This window comes from Bosea sp. NBC_00550, assembly GCF_026020075.1.
In the GTDB taxonomy this organism is placed as follows: Bacteria; Pseudomonadota; Alphaproteobacteria; order Rhizobiales; family Beijerinckiaceae; genus Allobosea.
Genome location: NZ_CP102772.1, coordinates 2,422,769 through 2,442,569 on the forward strand (window position 1 = coordinate 2,422,769; position 19,801 = coordinate 2,442,569).

The 19,801-nt window shown below is 67.1% G+C and carries 18 protein-coding genes; 10 read left to right on the top strand and 8 right to left on the bottom strand.

Going from position 1 to position 19,801, the window contains the following annotated elements; translation table 11 throughout:
• Nucleotides 1–3 precede the first annotated feature (3 nt).
• A complete protein-coding gene (locus NWE53_RS11615) occupies nucleotides 4–567 on the bottom strand; it encodes a cytochrome b (RefSeq protein ID WP_265054446.1) in 564 nt (187 codons plus the stop codon).
• A gap of 240 nt (nucleotides 568–807) precedes the next feature.
• Here NWE53_RS11615 and ribA point away from each other — a divergent pair, with 240 nt between their 5' ends.
• The 3 genes from ribA (at nucleotide 808) to NWE53_RS11630 (ending at nucleotide 5,972) form a co-directional block, all read left to right on the top strand.
• Nucleotides 808–1,935: a GTP cyclohydrolase II RibA gene (gene ribA, locus NWE53_RS11620; protein WP_265054447.1), complete on the top strand. Its 1,128-nt coding sequence runs from the start codon at nucleotides 808–810 to the stop codon at nucleotides 1,933–1,935.
• Between the two features lie 31 nt (nucleotides 1,936–1,966).
• The gene (locus NWE53_RS11625) at nucleotides 1,967–4,333 is read left to right on the top strand and encodes a hypothetical protein (RefSeq protein WP_265054448.1); all 2,367 of its coding nucleotides are present in this window, start codon (nucleotides 1,967–1,969) and stop codon (nucleotides 4,331–4,333) included.
• 106 nt (nucleotides 4,334–4,439) lie between these two features.
• Nucleotides 4,440–5,972 carry an MFS transporter gene (locus NWE53_RS11630; RefSeq protein ID WP_265054449.1) on the top strand — a complete coding sequence of 511 codons (1,533 nt, stop codon included), beginning with the start codon at nucleotides 4,440–4,442 and terminating at the stop codon, nucleotides 5,970–5,972.
• A 178-nt stretch (nucleotides 5,973–6,150) separates the two neighbouring features.
• On the opposite strand, the gene NWE53_RS11635 is transcribed toward NWE53_RS11630, so the two are convergent.
• The 4 genes from NWE53_RS11635 to NWE53_RS11650 form a co-directional block, all read right to left on the bottom strand.
• Entirely contained in the window at nucleotides 6,151–7,011 is an 861-nt protein-coding gene (locus tag NWE53_RS11635) for a TIGR01459 family HAD-type hydrolase (RefSeq protein ID WP_265054450.1), read from the bottom strand.
• The gene (locus tag NWE53_RS11640) at nucleotides 7,011–7,949 is read right to left on the bottom strand and encodes a sugar kinase (protein ID WP_265054451.1); all 939 of its coding nucleotides are present in this window, start codon (nucleotides 7,947–7,949) and stop codon (nucleotides 7,011–7,013) included. Before NWE53_RS11640 ends, NWE53_RS11635 begins: the two co-directional genes overlap by 1 nt.
• 126 nt (nucleotides 7,950–8,075) lie before the next feature.
• Complete coding sequence (locus NWE53_RS11645) at nucleotides 8,076–9,323, bottom strand: coiled-coil domain-containing protein (RefSeq protein WP_265054452.1); 1,248 nt, start codon at nucleotides 9,321–9,323, stop codon at nucleotides 8,076–8,078.
• Nucleotides 9,324–9,418: 95 nt separating this feature from the next.
• Nucleotides 9,419–10,006, bottom strand: a complete 588-nt coding sequence (locus tag NWE53_RS11650; RefSeq protein ID WP_265054453.1) for a DUF1134 domain-containing protein — start codon at nucleotides 10,004–10,006, stop codon at nucleotides 9,419–9,421.
• A 294-nt stretch (nucleotides 10,007–10,300) separates the two neighbouring features.
• Here NWE53_RS11650 and NWE53_RS11655 point away from each other — a divergent pair, with 294 nt between their 5' ends.
• Nucleotides 10,301–10,858 carry a YHS domain-containing (seleno)protein gene (locus tag NWE53_RS11655; protein ID WP_265054454.1) on the top strand — a complete coding sequence of 186 codons (558 nt, stop codon included), beginning with the start codon at nucleotides 10,301–10,303 and terminating at the stop codon, nucleotides 10,856–10,858.
• 6 nt (nucleotides 10,859–10,864) lie between these two features.
• Here NWE53_RS11655 and NWE53_RS11660 read toward each other — a convergent pair whose 3' ends face one another.
• Entirely contained in the window at nucleotides 10,865–11,698 is an 834-nt protein-coding gene (locus tag NWE53_RS11660; RefSeq protein ID WP_265054455.1) for a 3'(2'),5'-bisphosphate nucleotidase CysQ family protein, read from the bottom strand.
• 127 nt (nucleotides 11,699–11,825) lie between these two features.
• Between NWE53_RS11660 and chpT the strand changes: the two genes are divergently transcribed.
• The 6 genes from chpT (at nucleotide 11,826) to NWE53_RS11690 (ending at nucleotide 18,117) form a co-directional block, all read left to right on the top strand.
• The gene (gene chpT / locus NWE53_RS11665; RefSeq protein WP_265054456.1) at nucleotides 11,826–12,467 is read left to right on the top strand and encodes a histidine phosphotransferase ChpT; all 642 of its coding nucleotides are present in this window, start codon (nucleotides 11,826–11,828) and stop codon (nucleotides 12,465–12,467) included.
• A 93-nt stretch (nucleotides 12,468–12,560) separates the two neighbouring features.
• Nucleotides 12,561–15,167 (top strand): chemotaxis protein CheW, encoded by a 2,607-nt coding sequence (locus tag NWE53_RS11670; protein ID WP_265054457.1) that lies wholly within the window; start codon nucleotides 12,561–12,563, stop codon nucleotides 15,165–15,167.
• A complete protein-coding gene (locus NWE53_RS11675) occupies nucleotides 15,164–15,652 on the top strand; it encodes a chemotaxis protein CheW (RefSeq protein ID WP_265054458.1) in 489 nt (162 codons plus the stop codon). The genes NWE53_RS11670 and NWE53_RS11675 overlap by 4 nt, the downstream gene beginning before the upstream one ends.
• A gap of 29 nt (nucleotides 15,653–15,681) precedes the next feature.
• Complete coding sequence (locus NWE53_RS11680; protein ID WP_038359309.1) at nucleotides 15,682–16,047, top strand: response regulator; 366 nt, start codon at nucleotides 15,682–15,684, stop codon at nucleotides 16,045–16,047.
• A gap of 67 nt (nucleotides 16,048–16,114) precedes the next feature.
• Nucleotides 16,115–17,233, top strand: coding sequence for a chemotaxis-specific protein-glutamate methyltransferase CheB (cheB, locus tag NWE53_RS11685; RefSeq protein ID WP_265054459.1), 1,119 nt, complete (start codon nucleotides 16,115–16,117; stop codon nucleotides 17,231–17,233).
• Entirely contained in the window at nucleotides 17,230–18,117 is an 888-nt protein-coding gene (locus NWE53_RS11690) for a CheR family methyltransferase (protein WP_265054460.1), read from the top strand. Before cheB ends, NWE53_RS11690 begins: the two co-directional genes overlap by 4 nt.
• Before the next feature lie 160 nt (nucleotides 18,118–18,277).
• On the opposite strand, the gene ctrA is transcribed toward NWE53_RS11690, so the two are convergent.
• Together ctrA and NWE53_RS11700 are read right to left on the bottom strand one after the other, a co-directional pair.
• Entirely contained in the window at nucleotides 18,278–18,979 is a 702-nt protein-coding gene (gene ctrA / locus NWE53_RS11695) for a response regulator transcription factor CtrA (protein WP_038359314.1), read from the bottom strand.
• Nucleotides 18,980–19,410: 431 nt separating this feature from the next.
• On the bottom strand, nucleotides 19,411–19,680 hold the full coding sequence (locus tag NWE53_RS11700; protein WP_265054461.1) for a hypothetical protein: 270 nt from the start codon (nucleotides 19,678–19,680) through the stop codon (nucleotides 19,411–19,413).
• Nucleotides 19,681–19,801: the final 121 nt, after the last annotated feature.

Genomic DNA, 19,801 nt, shown 5'->3' on the forward strand with positions numbered 1-19,801 from the left:
GTCCTATCCAAGCCCCGGCCACATCCGCCGGAGCACCCCGTCCTTGCGGATGAGCCGGTGGTAGAGCGCCGCCGCGATATGCATGATTGCAAGCGCGCCGAGCGTCAGCGCAAGCTTGCCGTGGATGCCGAGCACCCGCTGCGCCGCCGCCTCGTCCGGTATGGCCAGGGCCGGTAGGTTGAACAGACCGAATATGTCCAGTGCCGGATACAGGGAAACGCCGATCCAGCCCAGCAACGGCACGACGAGCAGCAGCCCGTAGAGCAGCCAGTGGACGAGGTGGGAGCTGGCCCTCTGCCACCATTCCAGCGTCGGCTCGTCCGGCGGCGCGCCATGCAGCACGCGGTAGATCAGCCTGCCCGCCGTCAGCCACAGCAGCAGGAAACCGGTCAGTTTGTGAGCGCTATAGAGGCCATTGGTCAGCCCGTCCCAGATATCGAGCACGTTGCCCCGGTAGCTCATCGTCAGCCCCACCGGGGTCATCCCGAAGACCGCAACGACCGTGATCCAGTGCAGCGTACGGGCGATCGGACTGTAGCGGTCGCCAGGCGGCATCTCCTTCTGCATGGGCAGCCTCCGGGCCTTGCCGTTGGGGAAGGCATTCATCTCACGTTCAAGCTCATCAGCCTATACGAACCTGCTTCGGTCAGGTTCCCGCTTCCGCGGTACCGCGCGCTATTTGCCGTGGAACCGCGTCGTTTCGGGAACGTTGCTGGAAGGGCGGATCAAGAACCCCTATATCGATGCTCGATGGTGCCTCCTGATGCTCCTCGGCCGCACGCCCGGCCCAATCTGACGGACTTTTCGATGCCTGAGTCGCGTACGCTCTTTGGCCCCTCCCTCGAAACCGCTCTCGTGAAGGTCGACCGGGCCATCGCCGAGTTTCGCGCCGGTCGCCCCGTTCTGCTGCGTAACGGTGGCCGGCTGGCGCTCGCCCTGTCGGCGGAGCTGGCCGACGGAGAGCTGGTGCGCGGGGTCAACGATCTCGCGCGCGGCGGCGGTCACCTCGTCCTGAGCGCCGCGCGGCTGCGCCGCCTTGGCGCCAAGGGGCGCAGCGAGAGCGGCATCTTCGCATTGCCCACGATCGACCAGGCGCGCATCGAGACGTTGGCCCTCAAGCTCGATGGGCGCATGGACGCGCCGATCGCGCCGGCATCGGGCCTCGACGAGGCTGCGCTGGAACTCGCCCGCCTCTCGCTCGTCCTTCCGGCCGTCATCGCCGTACCCGTGAGTGCCGCCGACATCGCCGGCGAACCGCTGGTCGAGGTCACCCTCGACGCCGTGAACGGCTACCGTGCCGAGCAGGCGGCTTCTCTGAAGATCGTGGGCCGCGCCCCGGTGCCGCTGGAAGGCGCGCCGGAGACCGAATTCGTCGTCTTCCGTGGCGGCGAGGGCCTGCGCGACCAGGTTGCGATCATCGTCGGCAAGCCCGATCTCTCGACCGCCGTGCCGGTGCGCCTGCATTCCGCCTGCCTGACCGGCGATCTCTTCGGGTCGCTGAAATGCGACTGCGGCGACCAGCTGCGCGAAACCGTGCAGTGGATGGCGGAGAACGATGGCGGCATCCTGCTCTATCTCGACCAGGAAGGCCGCGGCAACGGCATCTCCAACAAGATGCGCGCCTACAAGCTGCAGAGCCAGGGCTGGGACACCTATGACGCCGACGAGGTGCTGGGCTTCGATCTCGACCAGCGCCATTTCGACTTCGCCGCGACCATGCTGAAGCACCTCGGCGTCTCCAGCGTCGTCGCGCTGACCAACAACCCGCAGAAGATCGGCGCGATCGAGGCGGCGGGCCTGGAGGTCGCCGCCAGCCAGCGCGTGCTCGGCCGCCCGAATGCCCACAATGTCCGCTATCTCGCCTCGAAGCGGGACCGCGCCGGCCATTTCATCGATATGGACGCGCTGATGGCGCGCGCCGCCCCGACGGATTGACGGCCTTTCGGATTTCGATCAGGCCAGGCTGATGCCGGTGCCCGAAACGACATCATTCGAAAACGCTCCGACACGCTGGCCGCTCGCCAGCGTGTTCTGCATCGTCGCCCTCGCCTGGCTTGCTCTGTCCTGGCCCTGGCTCTCGGGCGCTGTCACCATACCCTGGGACGCCAAGGCGCATTTCCACCCGCAGCTCCAGTTCCTCGCCGATAGCTGGCATCGCGGTCTCTCGCCCTTCTGGACGCCCTATGTCTTCTCCGGCTCGCCGCAGGTCGCCGATCCGCAATCGCTGATCTTCTCGCCCTCCTTCGCGCTGATCGCCGCGCTCAATCCCGCGCCCGACTTCCGCTGGAGCGACGGCGCCGTGCTTGGGACGCTGCTGCTCGGCGCATTCGCGATCGTCATGGTCTTCCGCGACCGGGGCTGGCATCCGGCCGGCGCCGTCGTCGCGGCCATGTCGTTCGCCTTCGGCGCGGCCGCCTCCTGGCGCATCCAGCATGTCGGGCAGGTGCTCAGCCTCGGCTATTTCGCCGTCACGCTCTTCCTGCTCTCCCGCGCGCTGGAGCGCGGCTCCGTCGGCTACGGCTTCGCTGCCGGGCTGATGTCGGGCTTCATGGTGCTCGGCCGCGATCAGGTGGCGCTGATCGGCGTCTATGTGCTGGCCGGGCTGGTCATCGCCGCCATCCTGATGGCGAACAGCCCCTGGCGCGCCTTCCGGGCCAGCCTGAGGCCCCTGCTCGCGGGCACGCTCGGCGCAATCCTCGTCGCCACCATTCCCATTCTGCTGACGGCCTTCATCGCGCAGGAATCGAACCGGCCGGTCATCGATTTCGTCGAGGCCGGCAAGGGCTCGCTGCACCCTGCCGCGCTGCTCACCGGCCTGATCGCCAATCTCTACGGCGCCGCCGGGCCGCTGGCGGATTTCTGGGGCGCTCCGAGCCCGGCCTGGGAAGCCCGCTTCGGACCGCTCGGCCTCTATCTCGCCCGTAACATGAGCCAGCTCTATCTCGGCCTGCTGCCGATGGGGCTGATCCTCACCATCGGCCTCGTCCGCGGCGCGCTCTGGCGGCGGGAGGTCGTCGCGCTCAGCGTCGCGGCGCTCGTCGTGCTGCTCTTCGCGCTGGGCCGCTACACCCCCGCTTTCCGGCTGCTGTTCGAATTGCCCGGCGTCAGCTTCTACCGCCGTCCCGCCGATGCGCTGTTCATTCTCGGCGCCCTGCTCGCCCTGCTCGGGGGCTACCTGACCCATCTCGTCATGACCGGAACGGCCCCGAAGGCACGGCCCTGGCAGATCGCCATCGAGGCCCTGATCTTCGCCGTGGTGCTCGCCCTCGCCGCCTGGCTCGCCTGGACGGTCGGGCGCATCCCGGTCGCGATCACACCGCTGGTCATTGCAGTGCTCTGCGGGGTTCTTACGCTCGGCGGCATCGTCGCTGCGCGCGGCCTGGCACAGCGCGGCTCGGCGCTGGCGGCCGCGGTCGTCATCGCCGCGACGCTGGTCATGGACCTGTCGGTCAATAACGGCCCGAGCGAATCCACCGCCCTGCCGCCGCAGATGTACGATGTGCTGCGCAAGGACAGCACCAACGAGACCATCGCGCTCCTGAAGCGCGAGACCGGCCGCACCGCCGCACCCGACCGGCGCGACCGCATCGAGCTCGCTGCCATCGACTTCCACTGGCCCAATGCCAGCCTGGTCCACGAGCTCGACAACACGCTGGGCTACAATCCGCTACGGCTCAGCCTCTACAGCAAGGCGACCGGCGCCGGCGACCATGTCGCCCTGCCCGACCAGCGCACCTTCTCGGCGCTGATGCCGGGCTATCGCTCGCTGCTCGCCGACATGCTGGGCCTGCGCTTCATCGCGACCGGGGTGCCCGTCGAGCAGATCGACAAGACGCTGAAACCCGGCGATCTCCGACAGATCGCCCGCACCAAGGACGCCTATGTCTACGAGAACCCGCGCGCCCTGCCGCGCGTGCTGCTCGTCACCGAGGCGCAGAAGGCCGATTTCGACGCCATTCTGACGACCGGCCAATGGCCTGAGGGTTTCGACCCGCGCCGAACCGTACTGCTCGACCGCGACCCGCCGCCGCTTCCCACCGGCGCCATCGGCCCGGCGACGGTCGCGATCCGCGACTACGGCACGACCACGGTGACGCTCGCCGTCGATGCCCCGCGCGGCGGATATCTCGTCCTGAACGATGTCTGGCATCATTGGTGGCAGGTCGAGATCGACGGCCGGCCCGCCGAGTTGCTGCGCGCCAACGTGCTGTTCCGCGCCGTCGTGGTGCCACCGGGCAAATCGACCGTGCGGTTCGTCTTCCGGCCGCTCGAAGGGCTATACGCGGATATCGTCGCGCGCCTGCGCCAGCACGTGGCAACGCAGCCCGGATAGCCGCCTCACTGCCAAGACGGAAAAACTAATGTGGCGTTCTCCTGCCAGATTCGGCCGCACTCCCATGGCAAAGGGCGTGCCCGGAACGAAAGACCGTGAGTGAACGATGATTTCGGCGCCCGTCCCGATACAGGATGAGAAAAAGGCGACGCGCCGCGAATGGCTCGGCCTGATCGCGATCGCCCTGCCCTGCATGATCTACTTGATGGACCTCACGGTGCTGAATCTCGCCGTACCGACGTTGACGCGCGAATTGAAGCCGAGCGCGAGCCAGCTGCTCTGGATCATCGACATCTACGGCTTCATGGTCGCTGGCTTCCTGATGACGATGGGCACGCTGGGGGACCGTATCGGCCGGCGCCGGTTGCTGATGGTCGGCGCGGCGTTCTTCGGCCTGGCCTCGACCGTCGCGGCCTTCTCGAACAGCTCGGAGATGCTGATCGCCATGCGCGCCGTGCTCGGCATTGCCGGGGCGACGCTGGCTCCGTCGACGCTGTCGCTGATCACGGTGATGTTCACCGACGAGAAGGAACGCACCTTCGCGATCTCGATGTGGATCGCCAGCTTCTCGGCCGGCGCCATCATCGGCCCGGTCGTCGGCGGCTTCCTGATCGAGTATTTCTGGTGGGGCTCGGTCTTCCTGATCGCGGTGCCGCCGATGCTCCTGCTGCTCGCGATCGGCCCGATCCTGCTGCCGGAGTACCGTGCGCCGAATGCAGGCCGCATCGACATCCTCAGCGCGCTGCTCTCGCTCGCCGCGGTGCTCGGGCTGATCTGGGGCGTCAAGCACTGGGCCGCGGAGGGCTTCGACTGGCTGGCAGCCGCCGCGATCCTCGTCGGGTTCGGCTTCATCCTGATCTTCCTGCGGCGGCAGACGCGATTGGCGGACCCGATGGTCGATCTCGCCATGTTCCGCATTCCCGCCTTCCGCGCGGCGCTGGCCATCAACCTCGCCAGCATCCTGTTCATGTTCGGCAGCTTCATCTTCCTGGCGCAGTATTTCCAGCTTGTCGCCGGGCTGACGCCGCTACAGGCCGGGCTCTGGTCGCTGCCCTCGGCCATCGCCTTCACGCTCGCCTCCTTCGTGACACCCGCCCTCGTCGGCCGCCTCACACCCGCGGCGCTGATGGCGGGCGGCATGGCGGTATCGGCGCTCGGCTTCGTCTGGCTCGCCTTCGCGCCGAGCCTCGTGCAGATCGTCGCCGCTTCCGTGGTCTTCTCCGTCGGCTTCACGCCGGTGATCACGCTCACCACCGGCATCGTCGTCGGCTCTGCGCCGCCCGAGCGCACAGGCGCGGCCTCTGCGATGTCGGAAACATCAGCGGAGCTCGGCGGCGCGCTCGGCATCGCCGTGCTCGGCAGCCTCGGCGCCGCACTCTATCGCAACAGGATGGTGGATCTCGTCGTGCCCGGCATCAGTGCCGAGGCGCTCGCCCCGGCTCGTTCGACCTTGGGCGGCGCGCTGGGCTTGGCGGCGGACCTCGCGCCCGATCAGGCCGGGCCGATGCTGGCGCAGGCGAGCGAGGCCTTCATGCTCGGCTTCCGCGCGGCCGCGATCCTGTCGATCATCGGCATGCTGCTCTGCATCGTCATTACAGTGACGACGCTGCGCGACGCCCGTACCGGCGACGCGCACTGAGGGGTGCCGATTTTCAGGCGGACCACAGCGTCATCCCGGGCTTGACCCGGGATCCATGCCAGAGCGCTTGCGAAAAAGGTTCAGGCATGGATCCCGGGTCTCCCTCCGGTCGCCCGGGATGACCCGCGTTTCAATGGAAACGCAACACGCTTCACAAACTCGACGCGGCAGCGGAATCTCAAGCCAGCGCCGCCATCGCCGCGATCGGCTGGACGGCGAGCCCGTCCAGTACCTTGGCGAGCCCAGCCGGATCGACCTCGCCGCCGCGCATGGTCTCGTCGCGATGAATGCCCCCGGCGATGAACAGGCTGTCGAAGCCCATCAGCCGCGCCCCGGCGAGATCGGTGCGAACCGCGTCGCCGATCACCAGCACCTTGCCGGTCTCGACCGATCTGCCGCCGCGCGCATCGGCCGCCGCCGACAGTGCAAGGTCATAGGCCGGGCGATACGGCTTGCCGGCCCAGGCGACAGTGCCGCCCAGCGCCTCGTAGATCGTCGCGAGGGACCCGGCGCAAGGCAGCAGATCCTCGCCGACATGCACGACGAGATCGGGATTGCCGCAGATGAAGGGCAGACCGCGCCGGGCGAAGCGCTCCAGCAGCGGCCGGTACTGCTCCGGCGTCTCGGTGCGGTAGTCGTTGAGCTCGGTCGCGACGACGATGTCGGCCCGCTCCTCGTCGACCAGCTCGACATCGAGCCCGGCGAAGACCGCCCGGTCGCTCTGCCAACCGATATGATAGGCGCGCTTGTGATGGCTCTCCGCGATGAGCGAGCGCGTGACGTCGCCGGAGGTGACGAGCCTGTCCCAGGCCTCGCGCGGCACGCGCTTGGTGTCGAGCAGCCCGGCGACCTGCTGCGACGGCCCCGGCGCGTTCGAGAGCAGAATCACTGTGCCGCCACGCTCGCGGAAGGCCATCAGCGCGTCGCAGGCCGGCTCCAGCGCCCAGAGCCCGTCATGGACGACGCCCCAGACGTCGCTGATCAGCACATCGTAGCGGGCAAGGAGGTCGCCCGCGCGCTTCAGGACTTGAACGGCCATCAGGCTTGTGCCTCGGCAGCGATGCGCGCCTCGACCTCGGCGCGGCGCGGCAGCGGCGCGACGGCGCCATAGCCTTGCGTCGAGAGGGCCGCGGCGACATTGGCATAGGCGCCGGCAGCGAAGGCATCGCCCGTGCGCAGATACTCGGCCAGGAAGGCGCCGTCATAGCAGTCGCCGGCGCCGGTCGCGTCGATGGCATCGACCTTGATCGGCCGGAAGCGCTCGCGCCGAACCGGCGTCGCGACCAGCGAGCCCTCGTGACCGAGCGTCAGCGCCACGACGCGCGCGCCAAGCCTGAGATAGAAATCGGCGATGGCATCGGGATCGTTGAGCCCGGTGAGCTGCGTCGCATCGTCCAGCCCGGGCAGCACGATATCGGCCATCGCACAGGCGGCATGGATGATCGCCCGCGCCCGCGTGAGCGGCCAGAGCTTGAGCCGCAGATTGGTGTCGTAGGCGGTCAGCACGCCGGCCTTGCGCGCAGTCTCGAAGGCATCGAACACGGCGTCGCAGGCAACGGCCGAGATCGCCTGGCTGATGCCGGAGGCCTGGACGATGCGGGCCGAGCGGATGAGATCGCGCGGCAGGTCGCGCGGGCCGTAGAGACTCGCGGCCGAGCCGGCACGCAGATAGGAGAAGACATGGCCGGACGGGCCGTGATCGACGAAATAAAGGCCGGTCGGCGCGGTCGGATGCGTCGGGACATGGGCATCGTCGACGCCCTCGCGCTTCCATAGCGCGCGGATCGAATGGCCGGCGCTGTCATCGCCGAGCGCGCCGAGATAGCCCACCGACATGCCCTGCCGCGCGGCCGCGACGGCACAGTTGGACGTATCGCCGCCATGCCCGAACAGGAAGGCGCCGGTCTCGGCCCGGGTCGCGTTGAACTCGCCGAGCGGCTCGCCCAGGCACAGAAGATCGATATGGCTGTCTGTCACGGTTTAAAACCATTCAGGTGGCGCCGACGCGCCGGGAGGCCCCGCCTTCCTAGAGCATCGAGCCGGCAGGGGGAAAGCGGTTTTCGACGCTGCCGGGAGCCGGCGAACGGGAGGCCGCCTGCGCCGCTACTCTGCCGCCTCGCGTTTCGGCGACAGGCTCATCAGCCGGTCCGCCAGCCGGACGATCTCCTGGCGCAGGGCCGCATTGGCCGGTCCGCCCGCGGCGGCGGCCTTCCGCAGATTCGACATATCGTCGAGGAGCTGGTTCCGGTCGTCCCTGGCCTGGCCGAGCGCGCCTTCGAGCGTCTGGAGCTCGGCGCGCAGAAGCTCGACCTGGCCTTCGCGTTCGCGCTGGCTGTTCTGCAAGGTAGTGATCTCTTCCTCGTTTCGGCGGCGGGTATCGGCCAGCTCGGCCTGTGCGGCGGCAAGCGCCCGCTGGAGGGCATCGGCCTTGTCCTGCAAGGTCGCACGCTCGGCAACCGCCTGCTGCAAACGCGTGCCGAGTTGCTGCGCCTCGACGGCAGCCGCACTCGCCCGCGCATCGGCCGCAGCCAACCCGGCTTCGGCCTGTTCGGCCCGCGCGGAGAAAGCGCCGGCCCGGACCTGCTCGCCATCTCGCTCGCCCGTCATCGCCTTCAACGAGGCCTCGCTGCGGGCCAGCAATTCCTCCACCGCAGCCAGCCGGCCGGCAAGCTCGTCGCGCTTGCCTTGCAGCACCATGATCTGGGTCCGGTCCTCGACCTGCTCCACGCGCAGCTTCTGGTGCCCGTCGCGGCTCGCCGCCAGTTCGCTTTCGCGCTCGGCAAGCAGCTTCTCGATCCGCCCGACCGTCTCACGCTCCCGCGCGAGATCGCCATTGCGCTCGCTCAGGTCGGCGCCGGTCCCGGTCAGGGCCTGCCGCGCCTCAGCCAGGCTCTGCTCCAGGCTGGCAAGATCGGCCAGACGCTTGTCCAGCGTGACGGAGGTCTCGGCATGGCCGGCCTGCTCCCGTTCAAGGGCCGTCCGGGTCTCGTCGAGCGTCCCTTGGGTCGTCTTAAGCGTTATCGTGAGTTCTTCGATGCGGACATCGCGCTCGCCGCGCTCGCGCTCGAGCCGGCCGATCGTCATGTCGCGACGCCCGAGTTCCTGCAGGGCTTCGGCCTTCGCCGCAAAGCCGCGCTCGGCATCCTGTTCGACGGAGCGCATGCGCAGCGCAAGCTCGGCCCGCAGATGATCGCGGTCGGCGGCGATTTCAGCGAGGGATAGTGGAAAAGCGGCTTCGGCACGCTTGCGCGCCAGCCGGTCGGCCCGTCGCGCGAGCGCCGGCACCGCAGCCAATGCGAGAAGGGCCGCACAGAGGAAGCCGAGTGCGAACAGCATGGCGGCTTCGATCAAGGCTCAAAGCTCCCGACAGCGCATCGATACGACGTCGAATCTGCCATGCCCGCGCAGCCATGGCCAGCGCTTGTCGCCGGTCTCCGCCACGCGGACTAGAACGGATTCCACGTCGCCTGCGGCGTGAACTTGAGATAACCGAGATTGACGCCGAGCCGCCAGCCGACGCCGGTGCGGATCGGCACCACGGTGATCCCTTCGGCCGTCAGGGCCGTGAAGCCGAAGCCGCCGATGAAATAGGCCGAGCCGTCGACGCCGGCGAAGCGCTGATAGAGCGCGTCCACCGCCGGCAGGTTGTAGACGAGCATCATCGTGCGCGCGCCTTCGCCGCCGAAATCAAAACCGATCGAGGGTCCCTGCCAGAACAGCCGGCGATCCCCGGCATTGCGCGTGTAGAGCTGGCCTTCACCGAAGCGCAGACCGCCGACGAAGGCACCCGATGCCTCCTGGCCGAGCACGTAGCCGTTGGGTTCGCCCCAGCGCCGCACCGCCTCTTCGATCGTCAGCGCGAGGCCACGCGACACGTTGCCGAAGAACTTGTGGCCGGAGGTGACCAGTTCGTTCTGCGAGAAGTTGCGCTGCTCGTTGTAATTCTGCGCGAAAGCCGGCGTGGACAGGCCGGTCAGGCCCGTGCCTGCGACGGCGAGACCGCCCTTGATGAGACTGCGGCGGGTCTGGTTCATAAGCAAGATCTCCGGACAGGGGGTCGAGCCAGGCAGGACCCCAGGGCGGTTTGATCGCCCGGCTGCTCGGCGCCGGTTCCGGTTGCGATGCAACCCGTTCCGGACAGATGCGATGCAGGCCGGAAGGCGGGCCGATCCTGGGCTATCCGCCGCTCGCACAGCCGTCGAAACACGACGTCCGGCGAAAACGAATCAATTCGGTAACCAATTTGATACGCCGCAAATCTATCCAAGGCGTGAAGATTCCGGAGAGCCGAACGGCCCGGGGTTGGAAGTTCGCAAGGATTTGACGTGATGAAGGCCGCAACAAGGCAACGCTGGACCTCGCTTGCCGCAGGCATGGCTTGCCTGTCGTTCGTCACTCCTGCCGCGATCGCACACACGACCTCGGCCGAACCTGCCTCGACTGCATCGTCGATATCACCCGGCCTACCAGTCGGCTTGCCGGGGCTGCCGTCCCTGGGGGAGGCGATGCAGCGCGATCTGCGCACCGGCCTCGCCATCAACGGCTTCGATCCTGTGTCCTACCAGCTCGGCGGCAAGCCTGCAGCCGGCCGGCCGGAGCATGAGCTGATCCATGACGGCATCGTCTGGCGCTTCGCCTCGCAGGCCAATCTCGAGGCTTTCCGGGATGCCCCGGAAGTCTATGCGCCCGCTTTCGCCGGCTTCGATCCGACGGGAGTGGCCAACGGCGTCGCCGTCGAAAGCGACCCCAGCCAGTTCGCGATCATCGGCTCGCGGCTTTTCCTGTTCCGCTCGGCCGAGAACCGCCAGCGCTTCCTGCAGGACGCCGGGCTCCTGGCCAAGGCCGAAGACAGCTGGAAATCGGTGTTGCGCTTCGTCGCTCGCTGAGGCGGCTCAGCAGCCGCTATCGCCGGCGATGGCGCGCCGCGCGAGCGCCTCGCTCGATGCAGCCACGAAGGGCGGATTGCGGAACTGCCGCTGGATGACGCCGTAATGCGGCAAGGCGCCGTCGAGCGTCAGCACGATTCCGCCGGCCGCCGAAAGAATGGCGTCGCCCGCCGCGATATCCCATTCCATGGTCTGGCCACAGCGCACATGCAGGTCCGCCTCGCCCGAGGCGATCATGCCGAACTTCACGGCGGATGACACCGGAATGCCCTTGTTGCAGCACATCGCCGACGCGATGCCGTCGCTGCGCCCGTCGCCGTGGAAGCGGCTGACCAGCGCCACCGGCCCATCGCTGGGAAGGGCGCGCACCTCGGTGCGGCGCGCTTCGCCGAGCGCCGCGCCGTCGCCGGCAAAATCCTGCACATAGGCGTGCTCGCCCGCGAACCAAAGCCGTCCGATAGCCGGAGCGGCGATCGCACCCGCGATCGGCCGGCCGTCGCACACGACCGCGATCGCGACGCAGTAGCTGTCGCCGCCCGCGAGGAATTCGCGCGTGCCGTCCAGCGGATCGAGCAGTATGAAGACCTCGCCGGGCGCGACGCTGTCGGCGGTCTCCTCGCTGATGATGGGAAAACCGGGCATCAGCCGGGCCAGCGCATCCTTGGCCGCATGGTCAGCCGCCAGGTCCGCCGAGCAGACCGGCGAGCCGTCAGCCTTGAGCCTCACGTCACGCGCCGCCCGCTTCGCCAGCAGGACGGCGGCACTGACCCGTGCGGCTTCCGCGAGTTTGCGTCCCAGCCCGTCGCAATCGCGCAGGCGGGGATCGTCACGGCCGATCATGGCGGCCCATCCTTCGAACATTTGCCCGGTATATGGGGGTTAACCACATGAAAACCAAGATGACAGCATATCTGGCAGCAACGGCGCCTTACTCCCGGCGCATCGCTGAAGCCAGGATTTTCCCTCCATGACCGCCATCTCGCTCGACTCGCTCGACCTGGCCGCTCTTCTGTGCAGCCGCGTCTGCCATGACGTGATCAGCCCGGTCGGCGCGATTGTCAACGCTCTGGAGGTCCTGGAGGAAGACGACCCCTCGATGCGCGACTTCGCGCTCGAACTCATCAAGAAGAGTGCGCGCAACGCTTCGGCACGCCTGCAATTCGCCCGCCTGGCCTTCGGCGCCGCCGGATCGGCCGGCGCGATGATCGATCTCGGCGATGCCGGCAACGTCGCCAATGGCTTCCTCAACGACGAGAAGCTCTCGCTCGATTGGGATGCCCCGCGCGCCCTGCTGCCGAAGAACCAGGTCAAGCTCGTGCTGAATCTGCTGGTCATCGCGGCGCAGGCCGTGCCGCGCGGCGGCAAGCTCGTCTCGCGCGCCACCGTCGAGGGCGAGCAGGGCAGCTTCGAGATCACCGCCACCGGCTCGCATGCCCGGATTCCCGCCCATGTCGAGGAGTTGCTGGCCGGCGAAGCTCCGGGAGGCGCGATCGACGCCCATGCCGTCCAGCCGGTCTACACCGGCATGGTCGCGCGCGCCGCCGGCATGGCGATCTCCGTCGCGATCGAAGGCGAGACGGTGACCATCAAGGCGGCCAAGGCGGCCTGAGCATCCGCATCAGTCGAAGGGCGATCTCAACTGATCATAAACCCTTCTGCTGCTTTAGTTCCTGCAGAGTTTCGCGTTGAGTGATGTTCCTGCATGGACGAGTTGCTGCAAGAGTTCCTGACGGAGACCGGCGAGAATCTCGACACGGTCGATCGGGAGCTCGTACGCTTCGAGCAGGACCCGAACGATCGGGACATCCTGCGCAACATCTTCAGGCTCGTTCACACGGTCAAGGGAACCTGCGGGTTCATCGGGCTGCCGCGCCTCGAGGCGCTGACCCATGCCGCCGAGTCGGTGATCGGACAGTTTCGCGACGGGGCGACGGTGAAGCCGACTGCCGTCACCGCGATCCTCGAAACCATCGACCGCATCAAGGATATCCTCGCCGAGCTCGCCGAAAAGGGCCAGGAGCCGGAGGGTAACGACGAGACGCTGATCGGCGAGCTGCAGGCGCTGGCCGACCACGCCAGGGGCGAGCTCGATCAGGCCCGTCCGGCCGGGGAGCCACTCGATCCGGTCGCCGCCTATCTCGCCCGCCATGGCCAGGTCGTGGCCAAGCCCTCGACCGACGATCTCGTCTTCCGCAGCGCTCCGGGCCCCCAGCGCGGCCGCGACGGCCGCATCGAGGGCAACGAGCAGACCATTCAACCCGACGATGGCGCCGAGCGCATGCGGGCCGGCAGCCCGGCGACGCTGCGCGTCAATGTCGACACGATCGAGCATCTGATGACCATGGTCTCGGAGCTCGTCCTGACACGCAACCAGCTTCTCGAGGTCTCGCGCCAGCAGGAGGACGCCAAGCTCAAGGCGCCGCTCCAGCGCCTGTCGCTGATCACCGCCGAGCTGCAGGACGGCGTGATGAAGACGCGCATGCAGCCGATCGGCAACGCCTGGTCGAAGCTGCCGCGCATCGTGCGCGACCTCAGCGCCGAGCTCGGCAAGCGCATCGACCTCGTGACCGAAGGCGCGGAAACCGAACTCGACCGCCAGATCCTCGACCTGATCAAGGATCCGCTCGTCCACATGGTCCGCAATTGCGCCGACCATGCGATCGAACTCCCGGCCGAACGCCGTAATGCCGGCAAGCCCGAGCAGGGCACGATCCGGCTCTCCGCCTATCACGAGGGCGGCTCGGTCACGATCTCGATCGCCGATGACGGGCGCGGGCTCGATGTCGGGCGTATCCGCAACAAGGCCGTGGCCCGGGGGCTCGTCACGGAAGCCGAGATCGAGAAGCTCGGCGATGCCCAGATCAGCCGTTTCATCTTCCAGCCCGGCTTCTCGACGGCCGACAATGTGACGGCGGTCTCGGGCCGCGGCGTCGGCATGGATGTGGTCAAGGCCAATGTCGATTCGATCGGCGGGACGATCGACGTCGCCAGCCGTTCCGGCCTCGGCACTACCATTACCATCAAGATCCCGCTGACGCTCGCCATCATCTCGGCTCTGATCGTGATTGCGGGCAGAGACCGCTATGCGATCCCGCAGATCGCCGTGCGCGAGCTCGTGCGGGTCAAGGCGGGCGACGATAACCGCATCGAGGAGATCAACGGCGCCCCGGTCCTGCGGCTGCGCGGGCGCCTGCTGCCGATCATTTCGCTTCCCGAGCTGATGGGCGCGCCCAAGACCACCGAAGGCGAAGGCTTCATCGTCATCACCCAGATCGGCGAGCGGCAGTTCGGAATCCTCGTCGACAGCGTGTTCCACACCGAGGAAATCGTGGTGAAGCCGATGTCGAGCAAGCTTCGGCACATCCCTCTCTTCTCCGGCAACACCATCCTTGGCGATGGCGCGGTCGTGCTGATCGTCGATCCCAACGGGGTCGCCAGCCTCGTCGGCGCCGTCCTGTCGGACGAGGCCGAAGCCGAGCCGCGCGCCACCGCCCCCCGCGTGCAGGGTGGCGAGAAGCAGACGATGCTCGTCTTCCGCACCGGCGCCGGCAGCCTGCAGGCTCTGCCCCTCTCGCTCGTGACCCGGCTGGAAGAGGTCGACGCTGCTCAATTCCAGCGCGGCGGCGGCCGGACGCTGCTGCACTACCGCGAGCGTCTCATCCCGGTCACGCCGCTGGCAGAAACCCAGTTGCGCAGCCAGGGCATCCAGCCGCTCGTCATCGTATCGCACGGCGATCTCACGATCGCCCTTGCCGTCGAGGCCATCATCGACATCGTCGAGGATAGTTTCGACCTCGAAATGGCGGCGGCCGACCAGCGCGGCGTGATCGGCTCGGCGATGATCCGGGGCCGTGCCACCGATATCGTCGATCTCGCCCATTATCTGCCGCTGAGCGAGCCCGGCTGGTTCGCCGCGAAGCGCGGTTCCGCCGCATCGGGCCAGGTTCTGCTGGTCGAACCGTCGGACTTCCTGCGGGAGATGCTGAGCCCGATCATGAGGGCTTCCGGCCACGCGATCACCCTGGCGGCCGATTTCAATCTCGATACTTCCGCCACAGACGAGCCGTTCAGCATCGCGCTGCTCGATCTCGACCGGCAGATGGAAACGGCCTTCGCCTTCGCCGCGACGTTGCGCGCCCAGCCCGGGAGCGAGCGTCTGCGTATCCTCGGCCTCACGACCTGCGCGACGCCGGACCTGCACATGCGCGCCGTACAAGCCGGCTTCGACGATGTCATCGCGAAGTTCGATCGCCGGGCCCTGCTGAGCGAGCTGAATGCCGGGGGCACGGATATGAGGCAGGCGGCATGACCCCCTCCGACCCCACCAAGGCCCAGCACGTCGGCTTCAGCGAATCGCTGGACTACGTGACGATCCGGATCGGCGAGCAATTGCTCGGGCTGCCGATCGGGCGCGTGCAGGACGTCTTCATCACCGACCGCATCACGGTCGTTCCGCGCGCGCCGGGCGAGATCGTCGGCCTGCTCAATCTGCGGGGGCGCATCGTCACGGCGATCTGCCTGCGCAAGCGCCTCGGCCGGCCTGTCCCGGATGCCGAGGGGCAAGGCGAGTTGACCGCGATCGGCATCGACCACGGCGGCGAGGCCTATGCATTGATCGTCGACGCCGTCGGCGAGGTGATCCGTTTGGACCGCTCCACCTTCGAGCCGCTCCCGGTTCATCTCGATCGCGTCTGGACCGCGTTGGCCATGGGCGTTCACCGGCTCGCCGACGAACTCCTCGTCATACTCGATCTCGACGCCGTCCTCGATCTTGACCTTGCCACCGCGGCCTGAGGCGCGGCCACACAGTTTTGGAGAGCACCATGAAATATTGCCTCGTCGTCGATGACTCAGCGGTGATCCGGAAAGTCGCGCGCCGGATTCTGGAAGGTCTGCAATTCCGTATCGCCGAAGCCGAAGACGGCGCGCGCGCGATCGACGCCTGCAAGGGCGAGATGCCCGATGCCGTGCTGCTCGACTGGAACATGCCGATCATGGACGGCTACGAATTCCTGCGCACGCTGCGCCAGATGCCGGGCGGCAAGCGGCCGAAAGTCGTCTTCTGCACCACGGAAAACGACATCGCCCACATCGCGCGCGCCATGCATGCGGGCGCCGACGAGTACATCATGAAACCGTTCGACAAGGAGATCGTGGCGTCGAAGTTCCATCAGGTCGGCCTGCTCTGAACAGGCCGGCTCCGGAACGGAGTCCGATCCCTCCGCTGACGCGGTCGCCCCTATAAGCAAAGTCCTGATGATGGCTACCCGCCTTTCCTCTCCAACTCCGGCGAACCGGCACAAGACGGTCGTGATCGCCGACGACTCCGTCGTCGTGCGCGGGCTTTTCGCGCGTTGGCTGGGGGAAGCCGGGCATTTCCACGTCGTCGCGGTCGCGGGGGACGGTGAAACCGCCGTCGCCCATGCGACGCGCTACAAGCCCGACGTGATGGTGCTCGACCTCGACATGCCCGGCGTCGACGGCGCAGCCGCCCTGCCCCAGATTCTCAGGGAGAGCCCCAATACCGGTGTTCTGCTCGCCGCCACGCTGAACGAACGCAACACCCGCATCGCGCTCGAATGCATGACCAAGGGCGCGATGGACGTCGTATCGAAGCCGGACAGCCGCAGCGGCATGACGCTCTCCCTGGATTTCCGCAGCGAATTCCTGCTCAAGCTCGGCAACATCGCCCACACGCCGATAAAGCCGGGCTCGCTGCCGCCGGAGGTCGATGTCGTCGACCTGCACCATACCGGTCCGGTCAATCTGCGCCCGCTCGTCTCGGTGATGCCGCGCTATCTCGTCATCGGCGCCTCCACCGGTGGCCCGCGCTCCGTCGCCAAGGCGCTATTCGATATCGGCGATGGCCTCCACGACCTGACGACGCTGGTCGTCCAGCATATGCCGCCGCTCTTCACCGCCTCCTTCGCCGAACAGGTCGCCAGCCATATCGGCGTGCCCGCGCGCGAGCCCTTCGACGGCGAGCGCCTGACGCGCGGCACGGTCTATGTCGCGCCCGGCGGGCGCCATCTCGGCATCGATCGCCGCCTCGGCCACATCGTCGCGCGCATCGGCGACGAAGCGCCGGTCAATTTCTGCCGGCCTGCGGTCGACGTGCTGTTCAACGACGCGGCACGCCATCTCGGCGCCGCGGCCCTCGGCCTCGTCCTCACCGGCATGGGCAGCGACGGCACCGAAGGCGCCGGCGCCCTGCGCAAGGCAGGCGCTGCCGTTCTGGCGCAGGACGAGCAGAGCAGCACGATCTGGGGCATGCCGGGCTCGGTCGTCCGCGCGCGCCACGCCAGCGCCGTGATCCCGCTCGACGAGATCGGCGCCTCGATCCGCTGCCTGGTGCGCGGGGTGCAGCCGGCATGACCGAGACCGATTTCGCATATCTGCGGCTGCTGCTGCAGCAGCGTTCCGGCCTGTCGCTGACGGCCGACAAGCAGTACCTCGCCGAAAGCCGCCTCAGCATCCTCTGCCGCCGACGCGGCGTTGCCGACATCGCGACCCTGATCGGCCAGCTTCGGCTGGGGCGTGATCGCCTGCTGGAGAACGCCGTCGTCGATGCGATGACGACGAACGAGACGCTTTTTTTCCGCGACAGGACGCCGTTTGACCTGTTCCGCGACGTGATCCTGCCGGAACGCCTCGCTGCCAACGCTGCCAGCCGCTCGCTCCGCATCTGGTGTGCTGCGGTTTCGAGCGGGCAGGAAGCCTATTCGCTGGCCATGCTGATCGACGATATCGCCGGGCGCCTCGCCGGCTGGAAGGTCGAAATCATCGGCACGGATATTTCCGCGGAGATTCTCGAGAAAGCCCGGTCGGGCATCTACAGCCAGTTCGAGATCCAGCGCGGCCTGCCGATCCAGATGCTGCTGAAGTATTTCGAGCAGCGCGGCGATAAATGGCAACTCACTGAGCGCCTGCGCCACATGGTCGAGTTCCGCCAGCACAACCTGCTCGAGCGAAACGACCATCTCGGCCGCTTCGACATCATCTTATGTCGCAATGTGCTGATCTACTTCGACGTGCCGACCAAGATGAAGGTCCTGGAGCTGCTGGCCCCGCGGCTTGCGCCCGATGGAGCCTTCATTCTCGGCGCCGCGGAAACCGTGCTCGGGCTTGCGACGAAGTTCGTCGGCGATCCCGATCATCGGGGCCTCTACCGTCAGGCGCCCCTCGCCGCGCAGCCGCGTGCCGTCACGACGGCCGGATCCCGCGCCTATGCCGCGCCGCTCGCCGGCTGGCGTGCCTGAGCGCCAGATCCGCGACCGCCTCCCGAGCAAGCCGCCAAACAAAAACCCCGCCTCGCGGCGGGGTCCCGTCGACCTGTCGTGTACATCCGACGATCAGGTCAAAACATGTATGGCATAGTTCCATGACCGCCCGATGACGGCCAGGCGAGACGAGAAAGCGTCAGGCCGGAATGCGTTCCTCGACATCGCTGGGCTCGCGCAGCACATAGCCGCGGCCCCAGACGGTCTCGATGTAGTTCTTGCCGTCCGACGCATTCGCCAGCTTCTTGCGCAGCTTGCAGATGAACACATCGATGATCTTGAGCTCGGGCTCGTCCATTCCGCCATAGAGATGGTTGAGGAACATCTCCTTGGTGAGCGTCGTGCCCTTCCGGAGCGAGAGCAGCTCCAGCATCTGGTATTCCTTGCCGGTGAGGTGGACGCGGGCGGCGTCGACTTCCACGGTCTTGGTGTCGAGGTTGACCACGAGGTCGCCGGTGGTGATGACCGACTGGGCGTGGCCCTTCGAGCGGCGCACGATCGCATGGATGCGGGCGACCAGTTCGTCCTTGTGGAACGGCTTGGTGAGGTAGTCGTCGGCACCGAAGCCGAGGCCCTTCACCTTGTCCTCGATGCCGGCGAGGCCGGACAGGATCAGGATCGGCGTCTTGACCTTGGCGACCCGCAAGCTGCGCAGAACCTCGTAACCCGACATGTCGGGGAGGTTCAGGTCGAGCAGGATGATGTCGTAGTCGTAGAGCTTGCCGAGATCGACGCCCTCTTCGCCGAGATCCGTCGTGTAGACGTTGAAGCTCTCGGATTTGAGCATGAGCTCGATGCTTTGAGCGGTCGCGCTATCGTCCTCGATCAGCAGAACCCGCATGTCCACATCCCCAATTTCGCCCGCAGGGCAGGTTGACCGTTGCCTTTCGCCCGAACCTTCCGGCCCTTGGCGACGACGCACTTGCCCAATGAAACGCCACGCGACACGCTACGAAGAACTGGTTAACAAACCGTGATTCCCGAGCGCAAGCGCTTCCTCGGAGAAAGTTAACGATCCTTGTCGAGGTGAGTCGAATTTGACACGGATCGGATGACTCTCGTCCGCGAAAACGCTTTCCGCGGAGGGATGCTTCGGGAAACAGGACGGAAAAGCCCTGCGACACGCGGCAGCCTCGATCTGCAGTGTTAATCACAGAGCTTAATGAACGGTAAATCACCGCAATTTGTTAGGCTTTTGCACAGGAGGCTGATCGGAGCACCGATGACAGTCGCGCACCCTCCGGAATCGCCACGCGATATGCGCTGTCCCGCCTACGCTTTCGGCTGGCGCACGGCTTCGCGGGCGCGGCCGTCTCCAGGCGAATCCGACTGCAGATTCTCGCCCGCGCTCCGCTCTCGCGGCTTCTGGCCCATGGCGCATGCCGCGAGCACCACGCAGCCTGCCGCGAACAGCACAAAACCGACTATCGGTAGCCAGAGCGGCGCCGTTGCCCATGTCCATGAGATCGGAAAGCCGGCATGCTTGGCGGCCACCAACCCCATTGCGAGCACCAACGCGCCCAGCCCCAAACGAGGCCCCATCGCATTTCTCCCAAAGGCACCTGCCCGGTGTCTTCTTGTTTGTGACGGCAGTGTGACACGTTCGCGAGCGATGACAAGCACCCGGCACAGGCGATGGGCAATGCCGCCTCGACCGGATATA

What these genes read in the sequence shown, in the direction of transcription:
- NWE53_RS11615 (WP_265054446.1), bottom strand. Translation starts at nt 567, where the DNA reads ATGCAGAAGGAGATGCCGCCTGGCGACCGCTACAGTCCGATCGCCCGT.
- ribA (WP_265054447.1), top strand. Translation starts at nt 808, where the DNA reads ATGCCTGAGTCGCGTACGCTCTTTGGCCCCTCCCTCGAAACCGCTCTC.
- NWE53_RS11625 (WP_265054448.1), top strand. Translation starts at nt 1,967, where the DNA reads ATGCCGGTGCCCGAAACGACATCATTCGAAAACGCTCCGACACGCTGG.
- NWE53_RS11630 (WP_265054449.1), top strand. Translation starts at nt 4,440, where the DNA reads ATGATTTCGGCGCCCGTCCCGATACAGGATGAGAAAAAGGCGACGCGC.
- NWE53_RS11635 (WP_265054450.1), bottom strand. Translation starts at nt 7,011, where the DNA reads ATGGCCGTTCAAGTCCTGAAGCGCGCGGGCGACCTCCTTGCCCGCTAC.
- NWE53_RS11650 (WP_265054453.1), bottom strand. Translation starts at nt 10,006, where the DNA reads ATGAACCAGACCCGCCGCAGTCTCATCAAGGGCGGTCTCGCCGTCGCA.
- NWE53_RS11655 (WP_265054454.1), top strand. Translation starts at nt 10,301, where the DNA reads ATGAAGGCCGCAACAAGGCAACGCTGGACCTCGCTTGCCGCAGGCATG.
- NWE53_RS11660 (WP_265054455.1), bottom strand. Translation starts at nt 11,698, where the DNA reads ATGATCGGCCGTGACGATCCCCGCCTGCGCGATTGCGACGGGCTGGGA.
- chpT (WP_265054456.1), top strand. Translation starts at nt 11,826, where the DNA reads ATGACCGCCATCTCGCTCGACTCGCTCGACCTGGCCGCTCTTCTGTGC.
- NWE53_RS11670 (WP_265054457.1), top strand. Translation starts at nt 12,561, where the DNA reads ATGGACGAGTTGCTGCAAGAGTTCCTGACGGAGACCGGCGAGAATCTC.
- NWE53_RS11675 (WP_265054458.1), top strand. Translation starts at nt 15,164, where the DNA reads ATGACCCCCTCCGACCCCACCAAGGCCCAGCACGTCGGCTTCAGCGAA.
- NWE53_RS11680 (WP_038359309.1), top strand. Translation starts at nt 15,682, where the DNA reads ATGAAATATTGCCTCGTCGTCGATGACTCAGCGGTGATCCGGAAAGTC.
- cheB (WP_265054459.1), top strand. Translation starts at nt 16,115, where the DNA reads ATGATGGCTACCCGCCTTTCCTCTCCAACTCCGGCGAACCGGCACAAG.
- NWE53_RS11690 (WP_265054460.1), top strand. Translation starts at nt 17,230, where the DNA reads ATGACCGAGACCGATTTCGCATATCTGCGGCTGCTGCTGCAGCAGCGT.
- ctrA (WP_038359314.1), bottom strand. Translation starts at nt 18,979, where the DNA reads ATGCGGGTTCTGCTGATCGAGGACGATAGCGCGACCGCTCAAAGCATC.
- NWE53_RS11700 (WP_265054461.1), bottom strand. Translation starts at nt 19,680, where the DNA reads ATGGGGCCTCGTTTGGGGCTGGGCGCGTTGGTGCTCGCAATGGGGTTG.